The sequence below is a fragment of the Sporolactobacillus sp. BBK16-2 genome (genome assembly GCF_059878335.1).
This window is the reverse complement of sequence record NZ_CM187611.1, coordinates 2,562,713-2,580,786: the sequence shown is the minus strand read 5'-3', so window position 1 is coordinate 2,580,786 and position 18,074 is coordinate 2,562,713. Positions and strand designations below refer to the sequence as shown.

15 protein-coding genes and 1 other annotated feature are annotated in these 18,074 nt (G+C 40.8%); of the genes, 10 read left to right on the top strand and 5 right to left on the bottom strand.

The genetic code is table 11. The features are described from left to right. The first annotated feature begins 8 nt into the window (after positions 1-8). The 8 genes from AC6F33_RS12760 (at position 9) to AC6F33_RS12725 (ending at position 10,239) form a co-directional block, all read left to right on the top strand. Positions 9-3,119 (top strand): type III restriction-modification system endonuclease, encoded by a 3,111-nt coding sequence (locus tag AC6F33_RS12760; RefSeq protein WP_500777208.1) that lies wholly within the window; start codon positions 9-11, stop codon positions 3,117-3,119. Between the two features lie 370 nt (positions 3,120-3,489). Beyond that, positions 3,490-4,497 (top strand): nucleotidyltransferase domain-containing protein, encoded by a 1,008-nt coding sequence (locus AC6F33_RS12755; RefSeq protein ID WP_500777207.1) that lies wholly within the window; start codon positions 3,490-3,492, stop codon positions 4,495-4,497. Positions 4,498-4,506: 9 nt separating this feature from the next. Continuing rightward, the gene (locus AC6F33_RS12750; RefSeq protein WP_500777206.1) at positions 4,507-6,237 is read left to right on the top strand and encodes a ThiF family adenylyltransferase; all 1,731 of its coding nucleotides are present in this window, start codon (positions 4,507-4,509) and stop codon (positions 6,235-6,237) included. 11 nt (positions 6,238-6,248) lie between these two features. After that, positions 6,249-6,755: a Mov34/MPN/PAD-1 family protein gene (locus tag AC6F33_RS12745; RefSeq protein WP_500777205.1), complete on the top strand. Its 507-nt coding sequence runs from the start codon at positions 6,249-6,251 to the stop codon at positions 6,753-6,755. Then, entirely contained in the window at positions 6,736-7,758 is a 1,023-nt protein-coding gene (locus AC6F33_RS12740; protein WP_500777204.1) for an SAVED domain-containing protein, read from the top strand. The genes AC6F33_RS12745 and AC6F33_RS12740 overlap by 20 nt, the downstream gene beginning before the upstream one ends. Positions 7,759-7,993: 235 nt before the next feature. Next, entirely contained in the window at positions 7,994-8,848 is an 855-nt protein-coding gene (locus tag AC6F33_RS12735) for a GIY-YIG nuclease family protein (protein ID WP_500777203.1), read from the top strand. Positions 8,849-8,935: 87 nt separating this feature from the next. Then, positions 8,936-9,367 (top strand): hypothetical protein, encoded by a 432-nt coding sequence (locus AC6F33_RS12730; protein ID WP_500777202.1) that lies wholly within the window; start codon positions 8,936-8,938, stop codon positions 9,365-9,367. Between the two features lie 218 nt (positions 9,368-9,585). Next, positions 9,586-10,239 (top strand): DUF1801 domain-containing protein, encoded by a 654-nt coding sequence (locus AC6F33_RS12725; protein WP_500777201.1) that lies wholly within the window; start codon positions 9,586-9,588, stop codon positions 10,237-10,239. A 51-nt stretch (positions 10,240-10,290) separates the two neighbouring features. Here AC6F33_RS12725 and brnQ read toward each other — a convergent pair whose 3' ends face one another. The 5 genes from brnQ to AC6F33_RS12700 all read right to left on the bottom strand — a co-directional run bounded on the left by brnQ (position 10,291) and on the right by AC6F33_RS12700 (position 16,572). Next, on the bottom strand, positions 10,291-11,691 hold the full coding sequence (brnQ, locus tag AC6F33_RS12720; RefSeq protein ID WP_500777200.1) for a branched-chain amino acid transport system II carrier protein: 1,401 nt from the start codon (positions 11,689-11,691) through the stop codon (positions 10,291-10,293). 63 nt (positions 11,692-11,754) lie between these two features. Beyond that, positions 11,755-12,012: a binding site (T-box leader), on the bottom strand. Positions 12,013-12,143: 131 nt separating this feature from the next. Next, the gene (locus AC6F33_RS12715; RefSeq protein ID WP_500777199.1) at positions 12,144-13,079 is read right to left on the bottom strand and encodes a sensor histidine kinase; all 936 of its coding nucleotides are present in this window, start codon (positions 13,077-13,079) and stop codon (positions 12,144-12,146) included. Next, positions 13,066-13,716: a response regulator transcription factor gene (locus tag AC6F33_RS12710; protein WP_500777198.1), complete on the bottom strand. Its 651-nt coding sequence runs from the start codon at positions 13,714-13,716 to the stop codon at positions 13,066-13,068. Before AC6F33_RS12710 ends, AC6F33_RS12715 begins: the two co-directional genes overlap by 14 nt. A gap of 101 nt (positions 13,717-13,817) precedes the next feature. Further along, complete coding sequence (locus AC6F33_RS12705; protein ID WP_500777197.1) at positions 13,818-15,803, bottom strand: FtsX-like permease family protein; 1,986 nt, start codon at positions 15,801-15,803, stop codon at positions 13,818-13,820. A 10-nt stretch (positions 15,804-15,813) separates the two neighbouring features. After that, entirely contained in the window at positions 15,814-16,572 is a 759-nt protein-coding gene (locus AC6F33_RS12700; protein ID WP_500778163.1) for an ABC transporter ATP-binding protein, read from the bottom strand. Positions 16,573-16,808: 236 nt separating this feature from the next. On the opposite strand from AC6F33_RS12700, the gene AC6F33_RS12695 reads away from it, so the two are divergent. Together AC6F33_RS12695 and AC6F33_RS12690 are read left to right on the top strand one after the other, a co-directional pair. Beyond that, on the top strand, positions 16,809-17,129 hold the full coding sequence (locus tag AC6F33_RS12695) for a hypothetical protein (RefSeq protein WP_500778162.1): 321 nt from the start codon (positions 16,809-16,811) through the stop codon (positions 17,127-17,129). Between the two features lie 635 nt (positions 17,130-17,764). Then, positions 17,765-18,073 carry a hypothetical protein gene (locus AC6F33_RS12690; RefSeq protein ID WP_500777196.1) on the top strand — a complete coding sequence of 103 codons (309 nt, stop codon included), beginning with the start codon at positions 17,765-17,767 and terminating at the stop codon, positions 18,071-18,073. The last annotated feature ends 1 nt before the right edge of the window (position 18,074 follow it).

The window sequence follows — 18,074 nt, the reverse complement described above, 5'->3', positions numbered from 1 at the left end:
CAGCATAATTGAAGTTTAACTTTAAGATACAGAGCTATCAAACCGATGCTGTTGAAAGTGTCGTTAATATATTTAACGGTCAACACCATTATGCCCGTACAAGTTATATTCGTGATTTAGGAAAACGTCATCTGGAGCAGGTTACTTTCGATACAACTGATGAATATAGTGAGCAAATCGAGCTTGAAAATGACGTGGGTTTTAAGAATGAGCAGATAGAACTGACCGATGAACAGCTTCTGCACAATATTCGTGAAATGCAAAGCCTGAACAACATCAAGCTTTCCAATGACCTTGTGAAACGCCTCGGAAAGTGTTCGCTTGACGTTGAAATGGAAACGGGTACAGGCAAAACGTATGTCTACATAAAAACTATTTTCGAGTTGAATAAACGTTACGGATGGAGCAAATTTATTGTAGTCGTACCGTCTATCGCGATCCGCGAGGGCGTGAAAAAGTCCTTTGAAATAACAGTAGATCATTTCATGGAGCACTACGGCAAAAAAGTCCGTTTCTTTGTATACAACAGTACCAACCTCAATCAACTTGATACTTATTCAAGCAGTAGCGGAATCAATGTCATGATCATCAACACGCAGGCTTTCGCAACTTCCATGAAAGAAGGCGGAAGAAGCAAGGAAGCTCGTATTATTTATTCAAAACGTGACGAGTTCGGATCTCGCCGCCCGATTGATGTGATCAGCGCAAACAGACCGATTATCATATTAGATGAACCGCAGAAAATGGGCCAAAAAGATTCAGTCACGCAAAAAGCGTTAAATAACTTCAATCCTTTGTTCAGTTTGAATTACTCGGCGACACACAAAGACCACCACAACCTTGTCTATGTTCTTGACGCATTGGATGCGTATAACAAGAGGCTCGTTAAAAAAATCGAGGTTAAGGGCTTTGAAGTAAAAAACTTCCGTGGCACAGATCAGTATCTATACCTTGAGAATATTGTGCTTTCCAGCAAGAAGCCGCCGATGGCAAGGCTTGAATATGAAGTTGCTTATAATAAGTCCATCAACCGCGAAACCCGACCACGGAGCGTCGGAGACAATCTCTACTACCTTTCAAAAAAGATGGAGCAGTATCAGGGTTATACGATATCTGAGATTGATCCGATAAACGGTACTGTTACTTTTACTAATGGCGAAATAATAAAAAAAGGTGATGTTATCGGAGATGTATCCGAAAAGGATATGCGGCGCATACAAATCAGAGAAACAATCATCTCGCATTTAAAAAAAGAGGAAATGCTGTTCAACAAAGGCATTAAAACCCTGTCTCTATTCTTTATTGACGAGGTTTCAAAGTATCGCCAATACGATGAAAATGGTGATGAAAATCTCGGTGAATACGGACAGATGTTCGAGCATGAATATATCAACGTCCTAAATGATTATATCAATCTATTCGATACACCATATCAGCAATATCTGAAAGGCATTGCTGTAGAGGACACGCATAAGGGCTATTTCAGCATTGACGGAAAAACAGGGCATTCCATAAACAGTAAGATAAAGCGTGGTAACGAGTTTTCAGATGACATTTCTGCATACGATTTGATTTTAAAGAATAAAGAGCAGCTTCTTAGTTTTGAGGAACCGACAAGATTTATTTTTTCCCACTCAGCCTTGCGAGAAGGTTGGGACAACCCGAACGTCTTTCAGATTTGTACCTTGAAGCATAGCGACAGTACAACTGCCAAGCGTCAGGAAGTCGGGCGTGGTATGCGTCTTTGCGTTGACCAGAGCGGTAACCGAATGGATGTAGAAACCTGCGGCGAAAACGTACACAATATCAATCTGTTGACCGTAATTGCCAGCGAAAGCTATGCACCATTTGTGTCTGACCTGCAAAAGCAGATAAAGGATGTTCTCTATGACAGGCCGTCGAAGGCAACGATGGATTACTTCTTTGGCAAAACTGTCAAAACCGGCGTACAGTCAACCACGATTAATAAGAAGCAGGCAAAAGACATCTATCGTTATCTGCTCAAAAACGATTATGTGGATGACGATGATCATGTCACCGATGCTTACCGTGCAGACCTTGCTAACAATGCACTTGCGCCGTTACCGGATGATTTGCAACCTATCGTGGACGGCGTGCATACCCTTATTCAAAGCGTATTCGACGACCGTGTTCTTGACAATATGATTGATGATGGAAACAAGACGAAAATTATTGAAAATGAGTTGAATGAGAACTTCTATAAAAAAGAATTCCAGACTCTTTGGGGCTATATCAATCACAAATACGCCTACACGGTAGAATTCGACACAAATGAACTTATTGAGAAATCTATCAAGCACATTGACGAAAACCTATTTATCTCGCAGCTTCAGTATACTGTTTCAACTGGTGAGCAAATGAAGGTCATGGAAGCTTCTGCTATTGATCACGGAGATGCGTTTATGACTGCCAAAACACGGACGAAGACCTTACAACACGCCGAAACCAGTCAAGTAAAGTATGATCTTATCGGCAAGGTTGCGGAAGGCACAATTTTGACACGTAGAACCGTCGCAACTATTTTGTCGGGACTTAATCCTGTAAAGTTGACGATGTTCAGGTACAACCCGGAAGAGTTCATCACTAAAGTCATTAGGCTAATCAAAGAGCAAAAGGCTACCATGATTGTGGAGCATATTTCTTATGACCTCATTGAGGGTAATTATGGTAGCACGATCTTTACCACAGAAAAGCACTCACAGAGTATTGATAAGGCGTTCAAAGCCGAAAAGCACATACAAGACTATGTCTTCACGGACGGTATAGCAGAGCAGAGCGTAGAGCGCAGATTTGCCCAAGATCTCGACGACGCAAATGAGGTGTGTGTCTATGCGAAGTTGCCCAAGGGCTTTAAGATACCTACGCCAGTTGGCAATTATTCCCCTGACTGGGCGATTGCTTTTTATGAAGGAACGGTAAAGCACATTTACTTCATTGCCGAAACCAAAGGCACAATGGAAAGCCTGCAACTAAAGCCTATCGAACAAGCCAAAATAAAATGCGCAAGAAAGCTGTTTAATGAAATTTCTACCGACAACGTTGTGTATCACGATGTTGATAGCTATAAGAGCTTATTAAACATTATGAACACGCTGTGATGGGACATGATTACCTTGCAGAATTTAAAACATATCATTTACCAAATCAATGCGTAATTTATCACTCTTGCTCAGTTGAGAGGAATAAAAAATAAAACATTACTATTTACAGCATTATTTATACTCACCTCGTAATTGAATGAGGTGAATTTTTCTATAAAATTTAGAATTATATGGTAAAATAAATATATAGGTAACATTAAGGCCTTATCCAACTAACGGGCAGGTTATTTAAGTACTTGTTTGAGCCTAATCTAATTTTACTTCAAGAGATTATAAAGCTGTCTATATAATAGATTCAATCCAGTGATTACTTGATTTACTATCAAAGCGCAGAAGATACTGTATTTAAGAATGAGGAGGAGTTAGAATGTTGAATTTGCAAAAAGAATTTATGGATTTCCATGACAACATAAAGCTAGACGGTGCGAACAAAAACTTGCGTGAAAAAAGAGATATTCTTCTTAAGAAACTAAAAGAAAAGATTTCTGATGATGCAGCGACATATACAACACTCAATCAAGGAAGCTATGCGATGGGAACAGGAATTTTGCCGGAAGGTAATGATTATGACATTGATGTAGGATTACGATTTGATATTGATAAAGCTGATTACGATGATCCGATTGTACCCAAAAAATGGGTAAGAGATGCACTAGAAGGTCATACAAACAGCGTGGAGATTCGGCGTTCTTGTGTAACTGTTACTTATCAAAGCGAAGATGAACCACTCTATCATATAGATTTTGCAGTATATGCGAATTCTAATCCTGATGGAAAAATGTATATTGCAAAAGGGAAAGAATTTTCGAGTGAAGAAAATAGGATGTGGGATATTTCAGACCCACAGGGGCTTATTGATACTATTAGCAATAAGTTTGATAGTGACGATGCGAAGCAATTTCGCAGAGTGATTCGATATATGAAAAAATGGAAGACACACAGTTTTTCTTCCGATGGTAATGGAGCGCCAACAGGCATCGGTATGACTGTATTGGCTTATAATAATTTTAATATCAATAAGACTCATGATTGGTCAACAGGAAAAGATGTGTACGATGATTTTTCCGCGCTTTATTCTTTAGTATTGGCCATTAAAAACCAGTTTACCTATTGTTGGAATACAGAGGATGAATGTTACTATCATAAGATTTCAATTGATCTTCCAGTTGAGCCAAAAAACAATCTTTTTTCAAAAATGACAGAAAAACAAATGGAAACATTCTATCAAAAAACGTCAACAATGCTGGAAAAACTTGATGAAGTAAAAGATAAAACTAAGAAGTCAGAAGCCTGTGAAATTCTTGTTAAACTCTTCGGAAAGGATTTTCCTGTAACAGTTGAAAAAAGCATGGTTGGTACTTCGGAATCTGCGTGAGGAACGGATATGGATAAGGATGACTTTTTGCAACTAATCGAGTATCTAAATTTGTGGCGGAGCGTAAATTTCTCCCCCTTTACTTTTGATAATAATAAATATGTGGCTCACTTTCAGGGATCAGTTTCACTAAGCAATGGAACAACTCTAGAACTTAGAATCTTATTTCCAAAACGCTTTCCATTAGACTTGCCAGAATTTTATATAATTCAGAATGATAAATTTCGAGTGCATGTAGGGCCAGATGGAAAAATATGTTTGTTTGATATGAGCTCCATGCTAATACGGCAAGAATTGGTAGATCAGATTTTGATAGATTGTTTTGACCAAGCTGTGGATATCTTGAATGTTTTACCGGGTACTCAGCAATACACCAACGAGTTTTGTAGGGAATTTAATGCATATTGGTTTTCAATTTCTAAGAAGAAAGTCTATTCTTGTGTTTCTACTGATAATGTTAACTATGAGAAATATTCGATTCTGTTCACTAGCAGTGTCCCAGTTGTAGCAAAAACAAAAACTGATGCAGAAGAGATGGCGTACAACAGTCTACGAATGATTCATGCTGAAACGGACTTTGACAGAGAATGTCTTGTCATAAAATTGCGCCGTGGTAGCAAAATGATTCCGTTAAATAGAGAATACAAGTGGAATCTGGTACGCAACTATATATTGAAAAATGTATCATCATCAATTAAAAGATTGTTTCGTAAATTTATTGATAGGAATGTTAGAAAATACACAAGGTACATCTTTCTCATATATCCGTCAGAAATCGGAGATATATTATTCGGCTTCCAATTGGAATTTAACAATAATAGATACCTTAAAATTGCAAACTCTGCTGCGGCTAAAGTATCTCCTCTTTATGTCAAGCGAGTTGACTATGAATATCTGACACTTAGAGGAGGCAGTTATTCCTATTTGAAAACGAAGCGTGTTTTATTGCTTGGGTGTGGCTCAGTTGGAGGCTTTCTAGCAAATAATATATGTCAATTGGGTGTACTCAAAGTCGATATTTTGGATAAGGATATTTTCATGGCAGAAAATGTTCACCGACATTTTTTAGGGCTTGATGCGTTATCTGGAAACGCTACCAGATACAAAGCAGATTTGATGAAAACCCGATTGGAAGCAATGTATCCCTATGTTGAAATTAATGCATTGAACTATCAGGATCGCACTGTAGAGGCATTTATTCTCAACGAAGACAGACTGACAGAATACGATTTGATTATTTCTGCTCTTGGGGAGCCAACAATTAATCTCGAAATAAACCGCATACTTTATGAGCGCAATTTAAAGGTACCATTTATTTGTTGCTTCAATGAGCCTTATGGAATTGGTGGTCATGCTGTTGCTGTAAATATTGACCATAAATCTTGCTTGCAGTGTTTATACACAGATGCTACATCATCCGAGGTCGTTTCATTCCGAGGAAGTTTAGTTGCTCCAAACCAGAACTTCAAAAAAAATATATCTGGCTGTAGTAGTGCGTTTGTACCATATAGCTGTCTGGATTCACAACAAACAGCACTTTTAACAGCTCGATTGGCTTTAGACGTGCTGAATAAAAAAATCGATCATAATGTATTTAAAACATGGCTGGGACCATCTGATGACCTGGTATCTCATGGTTATTCAGTCTCAGCCTATTATGATGCACACCGTAAATCAACTGCCACTTCATTTTTTAACTTTGAAAATGGTCACTGTAAAACTTGTGGAGGAATAGATTAAGGAGCTATCTCATGAATTTTGTTTATAAAAGTGAAAAAATAGCTTTTCTTATCAGTGATGAGGTGGTGGCGAAGTATTATTCCTATATTGAAACCTATGATTTCAGAATTGAAAGTGGAGGGATAATTGCCGGACAACTGAACCCGGCAGAAAACCAAATATTAGCAACAGATATAACAGAACCTTGTGAGAAAGATAAGTGTTCAGCCTTCTCATTCAAACGATCTGAGTGCGGACATCAGAAAATAATGAATGATTTATGGGAACGTTCTGGACATACAAAAACCTATTTAGGAGAATGGCACACACACAATCAAAAATCGCCACAGCCGTCTTACATTGATATACGGAATTGGATTCACATTTCAAAAAGACAGCAAAACTCCCGGTGGCTATTTTTTATCATTGTAGGTACTGAAGAGATTGGAGTGTGGAACGTTGAAAATGGTAAAGTTATAAAGATGGTTAATGATAACAAGCCAGCAGGAGGGTGTGCTTTTGAACAAACTTCGAGATAGTATATTAAAATTACCCAGAAAAATATATTGGATATTGTTCCTTCTGTTTTTGTTAATTGATGCAATTGCTTTTGATTTTTCATCATTGTTGCAGAAAATTGAAATATGGGACATTGCAGCAGCGTATAATTCGCTGGTTTCTATCTATCCACAAATTACGCAGTTGGCGCATAACCTGAAATATCTGCTTTTGTTACTAACTATCATTGATGCTTGTTTATTAATATATAAACCCCGACTAATTCTGCTGAGTCAAACATCATTTTCACCAGATCTCGCGGATATTGAAGTGGACTTACATAAAAAATATCATATTGATGAGATAAGGCTTGATCAGAGTGATAAGATTATAAACTTCATTCCATCAGAAACTGCCATCGAAGTGCAAGATGACAAAGTGGTCGATATATTAAAAAAACGAAAATCGACATTACTTTGCTATTATGGAATTGCACATACTCCGTTGGTATTTAGACTTGGGTTTAAAATCGGAGATCAAAGCAATATTAAATTGCTCCATAAACGTAGAACCAATGATTCTGTATTTATGGAATGGAGTCATGAATTGGGAACTCTTACTATTGATGTGGAGGAATCGAATAAGTCTATTAAGTCCAACGAAATGATTGTTGCGATTTCGACATCCCTCAAAATCATGAAGCAAAACCTAAAAGTACTTCATCCAGAAGATAAGCATATAGTATTTTTTGAAAGCAGCAATTTGGGTTTTGACTGTATAACCAGTTATGTTACCGCTGAATATGCAAGAAATTTTATAATGCAAAAACTCCGTGATCTTGTGAAGAAATATGATATTCAAAAAATTCATCTTGTTATTTCATCGTCGGTAGCCTTCACTTTTTTCTTGGCACAAGCCTTTAGCCCACAGCATGAACCGATTACGGTTGTTTATCATTATCAGAACGGTACTTATCCTTGGGGTGTCTGCATGAATGATAATGCTAGATCTGCACTTGTAAAGGCGCGTGAATACAAGACTTAATGATTTTTGAGTAATATGCATACTTTTGATTAAAAAATAGTGACTGCAAATCGTTTGCAAAATTAATAAAAAATTGGTATAAGCTCAAATATCATAACTATTAGAATGTTGATCTATTGCATGGTTTTAGTTATTAATAGTATTTGGTATATAGTATAGAGCCTTTGCGGCATATAGCCGCTGAAAACCACATGAAACTGAAAATATTCATTAAAATAGTTTAGGAGCATTTTGAATGAATTTTGGTAGATCAATTCGCGTTTTTCTAATCGAGGGAGATCCGAATGGCCGATGGGTATGTGAACTGTCCAACTGGACGGGCAAGGCTTATAAGATTCCCAGGACATTAGTAAAGAACAGTTCTGACAGACAAGAGCTGTCAAACACAGGCATATATTTTCTATTCGGGAAAAAGGATGAAGACGGAACGAACCAAGTTTACATTGGGGAGGCAGAGAACGTTTTTGAACGTTTGAATCAACATCTTTTAAGTAAAGAGTTCTGGACTGAATGCATCGTATTCATTAGCAAAGATAACAATTTGAATAAAGCTCATATAAAATATCTGGAGAATCGGATATACTCCTTAGCTAAAGATGCAAATAGATATCAATTGGTTAATGCGAATACCCCAACACAATCTTCATTGTCGGAATCGGATTGCGCAGAGATGGAGGAGTTCATTGAAAATGCAAAATTACTAATGAGCGTTTTGGGGCATAAAGTTCTTGAACCCGCAATTAGCAATCATAATAATCAAGAGAATAATGACTATTATTTTATTCATGCTGCACGTGGTGCAGATGCAAAGGGCAAACCGGTAGCTGATGGGTTTGCGGTAACAAAAGGATCGACGGTTGCGACTCATGTAACAAGTTCCATGCCTTCCTCCTTAAAAAAACTGCGTAATAAGCTCATATCCGAAGGTGCTATCAATGAAAATTATCGATTTACTGAGGATCGAATATTTTCTAGCCCTTCATTGGCAGCAGCAGTTGTCATGGGCCGTAATGCAAACGGCAGAACTGAATGGAAAAATAAAGAGGGACAAACTTTAAAATCCGTTGAAACGGAAACTTATAACGCCTAGAAACGACTAGATATGAGCGTTCATTTTGTGTGAGGTTAGCATCAAGTCTAGTTCCTATGATTCTAGTTGAATGGGAGATTAATCGAAATGCACGCATCTTCATCACTTGAACAACAAAATATCGAAAAGTATATTTTCCAAATCATATGCAATGAATTGGGTGTAAACCTTGCAGCCAATCCGGTCGTTCCATGCGGAGAAGCGACGATTCGGCCGGATTTTTATTCTGATGAACACAGGATTATTGGAGAAGTTTATGCACATATTGGTTCATTAAAGCCACCACAAAAGAAAAAGATGTTAGCTGACATTCTAAAGATGCTTCTTTTAGAAAAGGTAACAAACCGTACATATCGAAAAATTATTGTGATCTGCGATGATGCGGTGTTAAAAGCGATCACGGGCAAATCATGGGGATCTGCTTGTTTTAAAGCTTTTGATGTGGAGATCATGAACATTGATATAGGGGAAAATAATAGGGAATTATTAACAACAGCTCAAAAAAGGCAATATAGATGAGCACGTACATGATTATTACTTTAGCAGGAGTTACAGCACCTTGTTTCATAACTACTGCCGTACCAACAACGCCATCATTCTTACCACGAAACGCCAATGAATAGTACCAGCAAAAGACAAAGTTGTTTCCCATCTGGCCGCACCTATGATATGCTCACTCCTAAAGTTATTTTTTTGACAGCTTGTTCCCCGAAATTTGAACAGAAAGGTGCTCCCAGATGACTGATCACAAAACAAACCTTAAGGTTGATGAATTTTTAAAAAAACCGAGCAAGTGGACGGAATGCTATGAGCGGCTCAGAGCAATTGTTCTTGATTGCGGGTTGACTGAAGATTTTAAGTGGATGCATCCGTGCTACACGTTTGATGGGAAAAATGTTGTGCTGATTCACGGGTTTAAAGATTATTGCGCGCTGCTGTTTCAAAAAGGTGCGCTGTTGAAGGATGCGCAGGGGATTCTGGTACAGCAAACAGAGAATGTTCAGGCTGCGCGCCAAATTCGGTTTACTCATGTTAAGGAAATCGTTGAAATGGAAGCAATTTTGAAAGCTTATCTTCATGAAGCGGTTAACGTTGAAAAAGCAGGTTTAACCGTAAAAGTTAAAAAGCGTCCGGAAGTGGGTATTCCTGTAGAACTGCAAAGTAAATTTGAAGATGATCCGGATTTGAAAACAGCCTTTGAAGCGTTGACACCTGGCCGGCAAAAAGCTTATCTTCTTTATTTTTCGCAAGCGAAGCGATCGGCAACGCGCGTGTCACGGATTGAAAAGTCGATGGAGAGAATTCTCATGGGCAAAGGGTTAATGGATTGTGTTTGCGGTCATTCAAAGAAAATGCCTAACTGTGACGGCTCGCATAAGCATTTTCAATAAATAAAAAAAGGGCAGCCCTGTTGATCAGCGGCTGCCCTTCATGATATCGACTTATTTTTGTTTTGCGTTGATCTCCGGATTCAGCTGCAACGATGGGGTGCGGCGGACTAACACATACGCGGCAATGCCGAGGATGAAGCCGATAAGGGCAAAGGGGACCCAAGCAAAGCCGAGATTAAAGAGCGGAAGATAGTTGCCTGCAAAGTGGATCAGCGATTGAATCGGTGCAGTCTGTCTCAAGATCGGCGGCAGCGCGTTGATCGTGTCAAATAACGCCGGAATCAAGGTGAAGGCCGTGGTTATTCGGTAAACGATCGGCGATTTCTTGAATAATGGTGAAAGGATTGATAAGAGAATCACCGTGATCGCGAGCGGGTACAGGAGCATTAAGATCGGCAGAGACCAGGAGATAATTTGTGTTAAGCCGACATTGGCAATGATGAACGAAATGGCACAAGTAAAACGCAGGAACGTTAAATAACTGATCCGCGGAAACTGCTTATGGAAATCCTGGGCAAACGCGGTGACTAGCCTCATCGCGGTAGAGAGGCAGGTGATCGTTGCCAAAGTGGCCAAGATAGCGCTGCCTACTGCGCCCATGTAATGATTGGCAATTTGACCGAAAACGATTCCGCCGTTTTCCGAAAGCTTGAAGTTTGTCAGACTCATGGCTCCGATCACAATCAGGCCAAGATAAATGAGTGCTTCAAAACCGATGCAGATGATTCCGGATTTTGCTGTGGCCGCAGCGATGGATTTGGGGTTGCGCACGCCCATCAGCTTAATAGAGGTGATGATGGTGACACCGAAAGCAAGGCCGGCCAGCGCATCCATCGTGTTATAGCCCTCAAGAAAACCATTGGTCAGCGCATTGTGAACGTAGTCACCACTGATTGCCACCTGTCCGGCATTTCCCATCGGTCTGAGAAAAGCGAAAAAGAAAATAATGAATAGCAAGATTAAGAACAGCGGATTCAGCAGTTTACCGATGACGGCTAGAATATGCGACTCACATCGTGATAAGAAATAGGTCAGTGTGAAAAAGATGGCTGAGTAGACGAGCAGCCAGATCCATTTGTGATCTGCCGAAACATAAGGAGCGAAGCCAAGTTCAAACGGTACCGTGGCCGTACGCGGCGTGGCGAACATCGGCCCGAGTGTCGCGTGAACCAAAATGAGAAAGATCAGTGCGTAATGACGGCCAATTGGTCGCGCAACATCATAGATACCTTCACTTTGGGTGATGCTGATGGCGATGATCGAAAGCAGCGGCAGCAGTGTGCCAGAAAGCAGGAAACCGATCGCGGCGTGAAGCCAATTGCTGCCTGCCAGTTGTCCGAGGTGCAGAGGGAAAATTAAATTGCCGGCACCAAAAAACATACCGAAAAGCAGTGATCCGATGGTCAGATAATGAATGAATGTCAGCTTAGGTTGCTGATTCTCTGTGTTCATGTGTAAACTCCTCCTTGAAAATATAAAAAAATAAAAACGCCCCATAAAAGCATCATCATGCTTTTAAAGGACGTTGGATACGCGTTACCACCTTTGTATGCGACGCCATCACTGGCTGCCGCCTCACCACGTACTGCCGAGCATTCGCTTCGGCAAGACGCTGGCACTGTAACGGGTGCTGCCGTTGAACACTTCATTCCTCGAATGTCGCATTCACCGCTCAAGGGCTACTTTCACTTTTAGTTAAGCCTGCTTCCTTTGCACCGGACGAAGCTCGCTGAAAGGCTGAATAAAAGCTACTCTCCCTATCATTGCATTTATTTGTTCACGAAATTTGAAAGTGTTTTTACCTTATACTCTTTTTACACAACTGTCAATGGCAAAAATTTCAGATGATCATTCAAATAAAGGATAGCGGGACAGTGTAATTCGAAATAGGCACTCATACACCTTCATTCTTTCTCCCTCTTGATCATCACACTCGTCCCTTTATCAATCTCAGAAACAACATCAATACTCAGAGAGAGCCGATCGGCAACTTCCTTTGCTAGGAAGAAGCCGAGACCGGTTGCTTTTTTGTCACGGCGACCGTTGTAGCCGGTGAAGCCGTGCTCAAACAGGCGCGGCAGGTCTTCTTCTAAAATGCCGATGCCTGTGTCGCTGATTTGGATGGAGTCCGGTGCAATACGGATGCTGACTTTGCCTTTTTCGGTGTACTTAACGCTATTACTGATGATCTGTTCGAGAGCAAAGGAAAGCCACTTTTCGTCTGTGGTCCAGGTTGCGTCTCCTTCGACGGTGACGCTCAGCCCCTTTCGAATAAACAATGGGGCAAACTTGCGCACGACTGCCTGAACAAGCGGCTTCAGTTGCACGTTTGTAAAACGGTAATCCGTCTGTTCATGATTCAAGCGCAGGTAATGGAGCAGCATCTCTAGATAGTTTTCTAACTGAAAGGTTTGCTCGTTTAATTCCTCAACCGTAAAATCGCGTGTTTGGCCCATCAAATCAAGTGCAGACAGCGGTACCTTCATTTGGTGACTCCACATGCGCACCACGTCGGTTAAGTCCTCATCAAATTGCTTGATCCAAGTTATTTTATTTTCGTAGTATTCCTTTTGCTCATCAAGCAATTGCAGCAAATCTCTTTCAGCTTGAGACTCTGGTTTTAAATCAACCTGGGGAACGACTTGATTGAGGCGTTCCTTATGGCGGTGTTGAAATCGATAATAATCAAAGCTGCCGAAAATGACGAGGAAGGTTGCACCGAACAGTAGACTTGACCAGAAGGTGTGCATGGGCAAATCACGAAGATAGAAGGTCAGGCTGATGATGAAAACGAAGAAAAGGACAGCGAAAAGATAGTGCTTTCGCTCACGCCAATACATAGCCGACACCTCGCACCGTTCCGATGTAGTCAAAGCCAATCGTGTTCAGCTTCTTGCGCATACGTGCAATATTGACTTGCAGAGCATTGGCATCGATGTAGTCATCGGATTCCCAGAGTTTGGCGAGCAGCACATCTTTGGAAACGGTCTGGTTGGGCTGTTCGAATAATGTGCGAAGTAATTTGGCTTCAGTTGGTGTTAGGTCTGCTTTGTCCTGTTCCTTTTTCAACTCTGTTCCTTCCAGTATGAACCCATTGAAGGTCAATTTTGTTTGAGAAAAATTGTAGGTTCGGCGCAGCAGGGCATTGATTTTTGCCTTCAATAACTCTACTGAAAACGGCTTTGTGACATAATCGTCTGCGCCCATGTTCATTGCCATAACCTGATTCATTTCATCATCAGCTGAACTGAGAAAGAGGATTGGTGTTGTTGAGTCCTTGCGGATTTCGGTCGTCCAATAAAAACCGTTAAAATAGGGAAGAGTGATGTCCATTAAGATTAGATCCGGCATTGCTTCTTGAATTTCTTTGGTGACACAGCGGAAATTCTGTACGGAAACGACGGTGTACTCAGTCAGCGCTGATCTCAATTGCTTCACAATGGCTGTATCATCTTCCACAATAAATATTTTTGTCATTAAAAATTCTCCCGTAGTGATTGGCTATCTTCATTCTACTGATTTTCACGACGCGGGACAAATGCGAAAAGGGCACCTCATGTTTGAGATGCCCTTGGCAGTTACCGTTCAACGATTCGATAATACGCTCGACTGGTTTGTTTGTAGATGATGTAGTAGACGGCTGCAACGACGGCAATTGTTCCCATGCTTGTCAGCAGCAACAAACCGAAGCGTGTCGGACCAAATAAACTGATCAGTTTCTGAATCATGATGAAGGCAAAGCCGAAGTGGACGACTGCTACGCCAATCGGCATGAAAAAGACGAGCAGCACTTGTGAACGAATCGTTTGCCGTACCTCTTTGCCGCTTAAACCGACTTCCTGCAGGATTTCGAAGCTGCGTTTATCCTGTTCCCCTTCAGAAATTTGTTTGTAGTAAATGATTAATGCGGTACCGAGAATAAAGGTGAATCCTAAGATCAGGCCGATGAACAGGAACCCGCCGGCAAAAGAGACAAATTGCTGATGCGTGTCCTCATAGCTTTGTAGAGAAGGTTCGGTGCCGCTTATCGCCTGTTCTTTTTCTTTGTCAATCCGTTGAATGGGCTTATCTCCATCTGCGAGGTATTGAGATAATGCCAGTCTGAGTTTCTTCGCATCCTTTGCGGTCAGGTCTGCATTAATGGTTGTGTCAAAGCCTAATGCATAATGACCGCCCACTGCCTTGGATGCAGCGTCTAAGACCGGTTGAATTTGTTCCTTCGAATTTACAATCAAAATCAACCAGTTTGATGCCGTCATGCTGATCGATGGAAAGTTACGGATTTCGCTTATTTTTTCTTTGATTTTAAACGTATGGTCACCGAACTTCACCTGATTTTCATTGAAGCTGCCGACGGCCGGGAAAGCAATTGCTTGATTGCCGAGCAGGTGAACCGTGTTCCCGGTTAGTTGTTCATAAGTGTCTGCGGTCATGAAGTTAACAGCAGTCAGATTTGAAAGCTTTTGCTTGTTCTCAAATTTGCCATGGTTCATCGCTCCGATCATACTTTCCGACAGTTCATAGACAATTTTATTATTCAGTCGTACTCCGTTTTCTTTCGCCACCTGATCAATGAATGTAGTGCTTCGCTGCTGTGTCGAATTAACCTTGATGATCGTGTTGCGAACAAAATAGTCGTCTAAAAATCCATTGATACTGGAGTAGAGACCGACTGTTGTTGCTAAGGTGACAAAGGTCATCGTGACTAAAATCGTTATATTTGCCAGTCCAACTGCATTTTGTTTCATGCGGTAAAGCATACTGGAAACGGTAATAAAGTGTTTGGGCTGATAATAATAATCTTTATTTTTCTTCTGCCGTTTGAGCAGCCAGATGGTAAAGCTCATGTAGAACAGGAGCGTACCGAAGATGACAAACAGCACGGCGATAAAAAATTTCGTTAATGCGTCGAGTGGAGATGTTACCGTTACGGCAAGGTAATAACCGATCGCTAAGAAAATGATTCCTAGTAACGCTAGAATCCAACGCGACTTGGGTTCTTTTTCTCCTTTGCTCGCATTGTGAAGGAGCTCCAAACTTGATTGTCGACGGATTGAGAAACTGCTGATGATCATCAGCAGCAGGTAGATACATGCAAAAGCCACCGTAACGATTACAACCGCAAGCGGACTCCATTGCAGATCAAAATAATGTTCACCAACGAGTTGAATGAGGAAAAGATAGAGAAACTTGGCAAGAATAATGCCTAAAATGGTTCCGGCAACCACAGTCGCAACGAACATCATCAGCAGCTCCAAAATGGAAATGCGAACAATCTGCCGCTTTTTCAGACCAAGAATATTGTAAAGGCCAAATTCCTTCGTTCGTCTTTTAAGTAAAAATCGATAACTGTAAATCATAAAGATAGTCGCAAAGATGGTCAGGACGATCAACCCTAAACCCAGCAACATTCCAAAATTTCCCCAACCGGGCAGCTTTTTCAAACTCGGACTGAACAAAATCGTCGCGACCATAAGATTCATGAGAAACATCACAACACTCGAAAGGCCAAATGGAAGAAAATTGCTCATGGATTGACGAATATTGCGACTGGCTAATTTCATGTAAAACAACTTATCTCACCTCGGTCCCAAGAAGATTGGTCATCGTCATGCTGATTTCTTGCATGAATTTGGATGCTTCTCGTTTTGCGCGGTAGAGCTGATGAAAAATGCGACCGTCTTTAATAAACAACACACGTTTTGCATGACTTGCCGCAATCGCTGAGTGTGTGACCATCAGAATGGTTTGTCCGGTATCATTGATCTCTTCAAGCAGAGCGAGCAAGCCTTCGCTGTTCTTGAAGTCAAGTGCTGCGGTCGGTTCATCTGCGAGAACAAGTTCCGGCTCGGTGATCAGGGCGCGGGCGATGGCGACACGCTGTTTCTGACCACCGGATAATTCAAACGGCTGTTTGTTCAGCAGATCAGCAATATTTAATTTTGGCGCCAGCTTATCTAAACGTTGCTCCATCACGCGAACCTTCTGGCGGCCAAGAACGAGTGGTAAGAAAATATTGTCGCGAACCGACAGGGTGTCAAGCAGGTTAAAGTCCTGAAAAATGAATCCTAAATGCGCGCGGCGAAATTCTGCCAGCTTGTTTTCTTTAATTTTGGTTACATCCTGGCCATTCAGAATAACGGAGCCTGATGTCGGTTTATCGAGTGTAGCTAATGTGTTCAAAAGCGTTGTTTTCCCCGAGCCGCTCTCACCCATAATGGCAATGTATTCGCCGTCCTCGACACTAAAGGTTACGTCTTGTAAGGCAATGGTCTTTTCTTTACTGAACCGTGTTTGGAATATCTTTTGTAAGTGATTGACTTGTAATAACATCATGATTGCACCTCACTGATTATTTTTCCTGATGCATTTAGTATACAAGGTCTTGTGCGGAGGCATCTGACAGTTCCGGCATGCAATCTTACAGATCTGTCAGCATTGATGCAAGCGGTGAGGAAAAAATGAAGTATTTCGCAGTGCAGGTCGGAATTTTTCGCCTATGAAGTCATATGCAGGAATCATTTCTCTTTCTGAAGAATAAGGTAGAGGAGAGGTGTTGCGACTTGCAAGTGACGGAAATTCCACGCTTTAATTTTATTGAATTGCAAACGGACCGGAACCTCGGTCATACCGAACACATTTACTTTGTGACAACGGATGTGGATGAGGCGGTTGATCACTATCTTCATAAGGTTCGCGAACACAATCCGTTTTACATGACCATTAGTTCGGTTGACGGCCGGATCTGTGTAGCCAAATCACATGGACTCAGCAGTGACAAGACCAAGCCGCGGATTATTCGAATGAACTCTGATTTAAACCCAAAAGCATGCAACTATACATTGTTTACGAACAAATTTATTAAAACGGTAAAAAGAAAATTGAGCTGATATGACTCTTGAGGCATGCCAATCGGTGTGCCTCTTTTTTGCATATAACTATGTTTTTCAAATAGACGTGGCAGATTCCCAATCCACACTTATCGGTTTGACGATCAGGTAAGCACCTAATCGGATAAATAGGCGGAAAAAGTTCGCTTAATTAGAAAATGAACGAAAAAATAGCTTAAATAGATGGAAAAATTCCCCTTATCGAATCAAAAAAACGTGAAAATGGAGGGTTTTGCGGTGCATAACCAGAAAAATTCCCCTTATGTACCCGCAAAACCAGCTCCATGATGCATATAACCGGAAAATCTCCGCTTATTTTACTCGTTACTTAATGCAGAACTAGAATGCTTAATGAAACAGTAGTGAGATGGATGAAGAGACTTTCGTTAACTGTAAAGGAATTTTCGTATGTAAAGGATCTTTCACTAACTGCGCATATGTCCTGTATGTAACGCGAAAGCCATCACGTCCTGTGAAAGTACGTCCTGTATGCAATGCGAAACCACCGCATCCTGCGGAAGTAAGGATCTGGTTATGCCTGGTTTTTCAAAAAAATCCTGTAAGAAGGTCTGACTACGTTCTTGTGGGATCCGTTTGACAGCTGTTATGATAGGAGCTAAAGGGGGAGTTGAGTTATGGCTGAGGAATTGCAAATGATCTTGCAGGTAATTAATGAAATTGATGCCAATGTCAAAGATATGTGCGTTGAAATGAACGAGATGAAACAAGTTATTGTTGAGATGAAGCAAGATATTGTTGAAATAAAACAAGATATCGTTGAAATGAAACAAGACATCACAGATATTAAACGTGAACTGAAAAGAACGAATCGGCGAATTGATGAGATGAGTGAGGATTTGTCCGACCAGATTAAAATGGTTCATGATGAATATTGGGAAACCCGTAAAGAAGTTCAGAAGATCAAAAAGAAAATCGGCATGTAAT

Excerpts from the sequence above, each read along its gene's own strand:
- AC6F33_RS12755 (WP_500777207.1), top strand. The coding sequence starts at position 3,490 with ATGTTGAATTTGCAAAAAGAATTTATGGATTTCCATGACAACATAAAG.
- AC6F33_RS12750 (WP_500777206.1), top strand. The coding sequence starts at position 4,507 with ATGGATAAGGATGACTTTTTGCAACTAATCGAGTATCTAAATTTGTGG.
- AC6F33_RS12745 (WP_500777205.1), top strand. The coding sequence starts at position 6,249 with ATGAATTTTGTTTATAAAAGTGAAAAAATAGCTTTTCTTATCAGTGAT.
- AC6F33_RS12735 (WP_500777203.1), top strand. The coding sequence starts at position 7,994 with ATGAATTTTGGTAGATCAATTCGCGTTTTTCTAATCGAGGGAGATCCG.
- AC6F33_RS12730 (WP_500777202.1), top strand. The coding sequence starts at position 8,936 with ATGCACGCATCTTCATCACTTGAACAACAAAATATCGAAAAGTATATT.
- AC6F33_RS12725 (WP_500777201.1), top strand. The coding sequence starts at position 9,586 with ATGACTGATCACAAAACAAACCTTAAGGTTGATGAATTTTTAAAAAAA.
- brnQ (WP_500777200.1), bottom strand. The coding sequence starts at position 11,691 with ATGAACACAGAGAATCAGCAACCTAAGCTGACATTCATTCATTATCTG.
- AC6F33_RS12715 (WP_500777199.1), bottom strand. The coding sequence starts at position 13,079 with ATGTATTGGCGTGAGCGAAAGCACTATCTTTTCGCTGTCCTTTTCTTC.
- AC6F33_RS12710 (WP_500777198.1), bottom strand. The coding sequence starts at position 13,716 with ATGACAAAAATATTTATTGTGGAAGATGATACAGCCATTGTGAAGCAA.
- AC6F33_RS12705 (WP_500777197.1), bottom strand. The coding sequence starts at position 15,803 with ATGAAATTAGCCAGTCGCAATATTCGTCAATCCATGAGCAATTTTCTT.
- AC6F33_RS12700 (WP_500778163.1), bottom strand. The coding sequence starts at position 16,572 with ATGTTATTACAAGTCAATCACTTACAAAAGATATTCCAAACACGGTTC.
- AC6F33_RS12690 (WP_500777196.1), top strand. The coding sequence starts at position 17,765 with ATGGCTGAGGAATTGCAAATGATCTTGCAGGTAATTAATGAAATTGAT.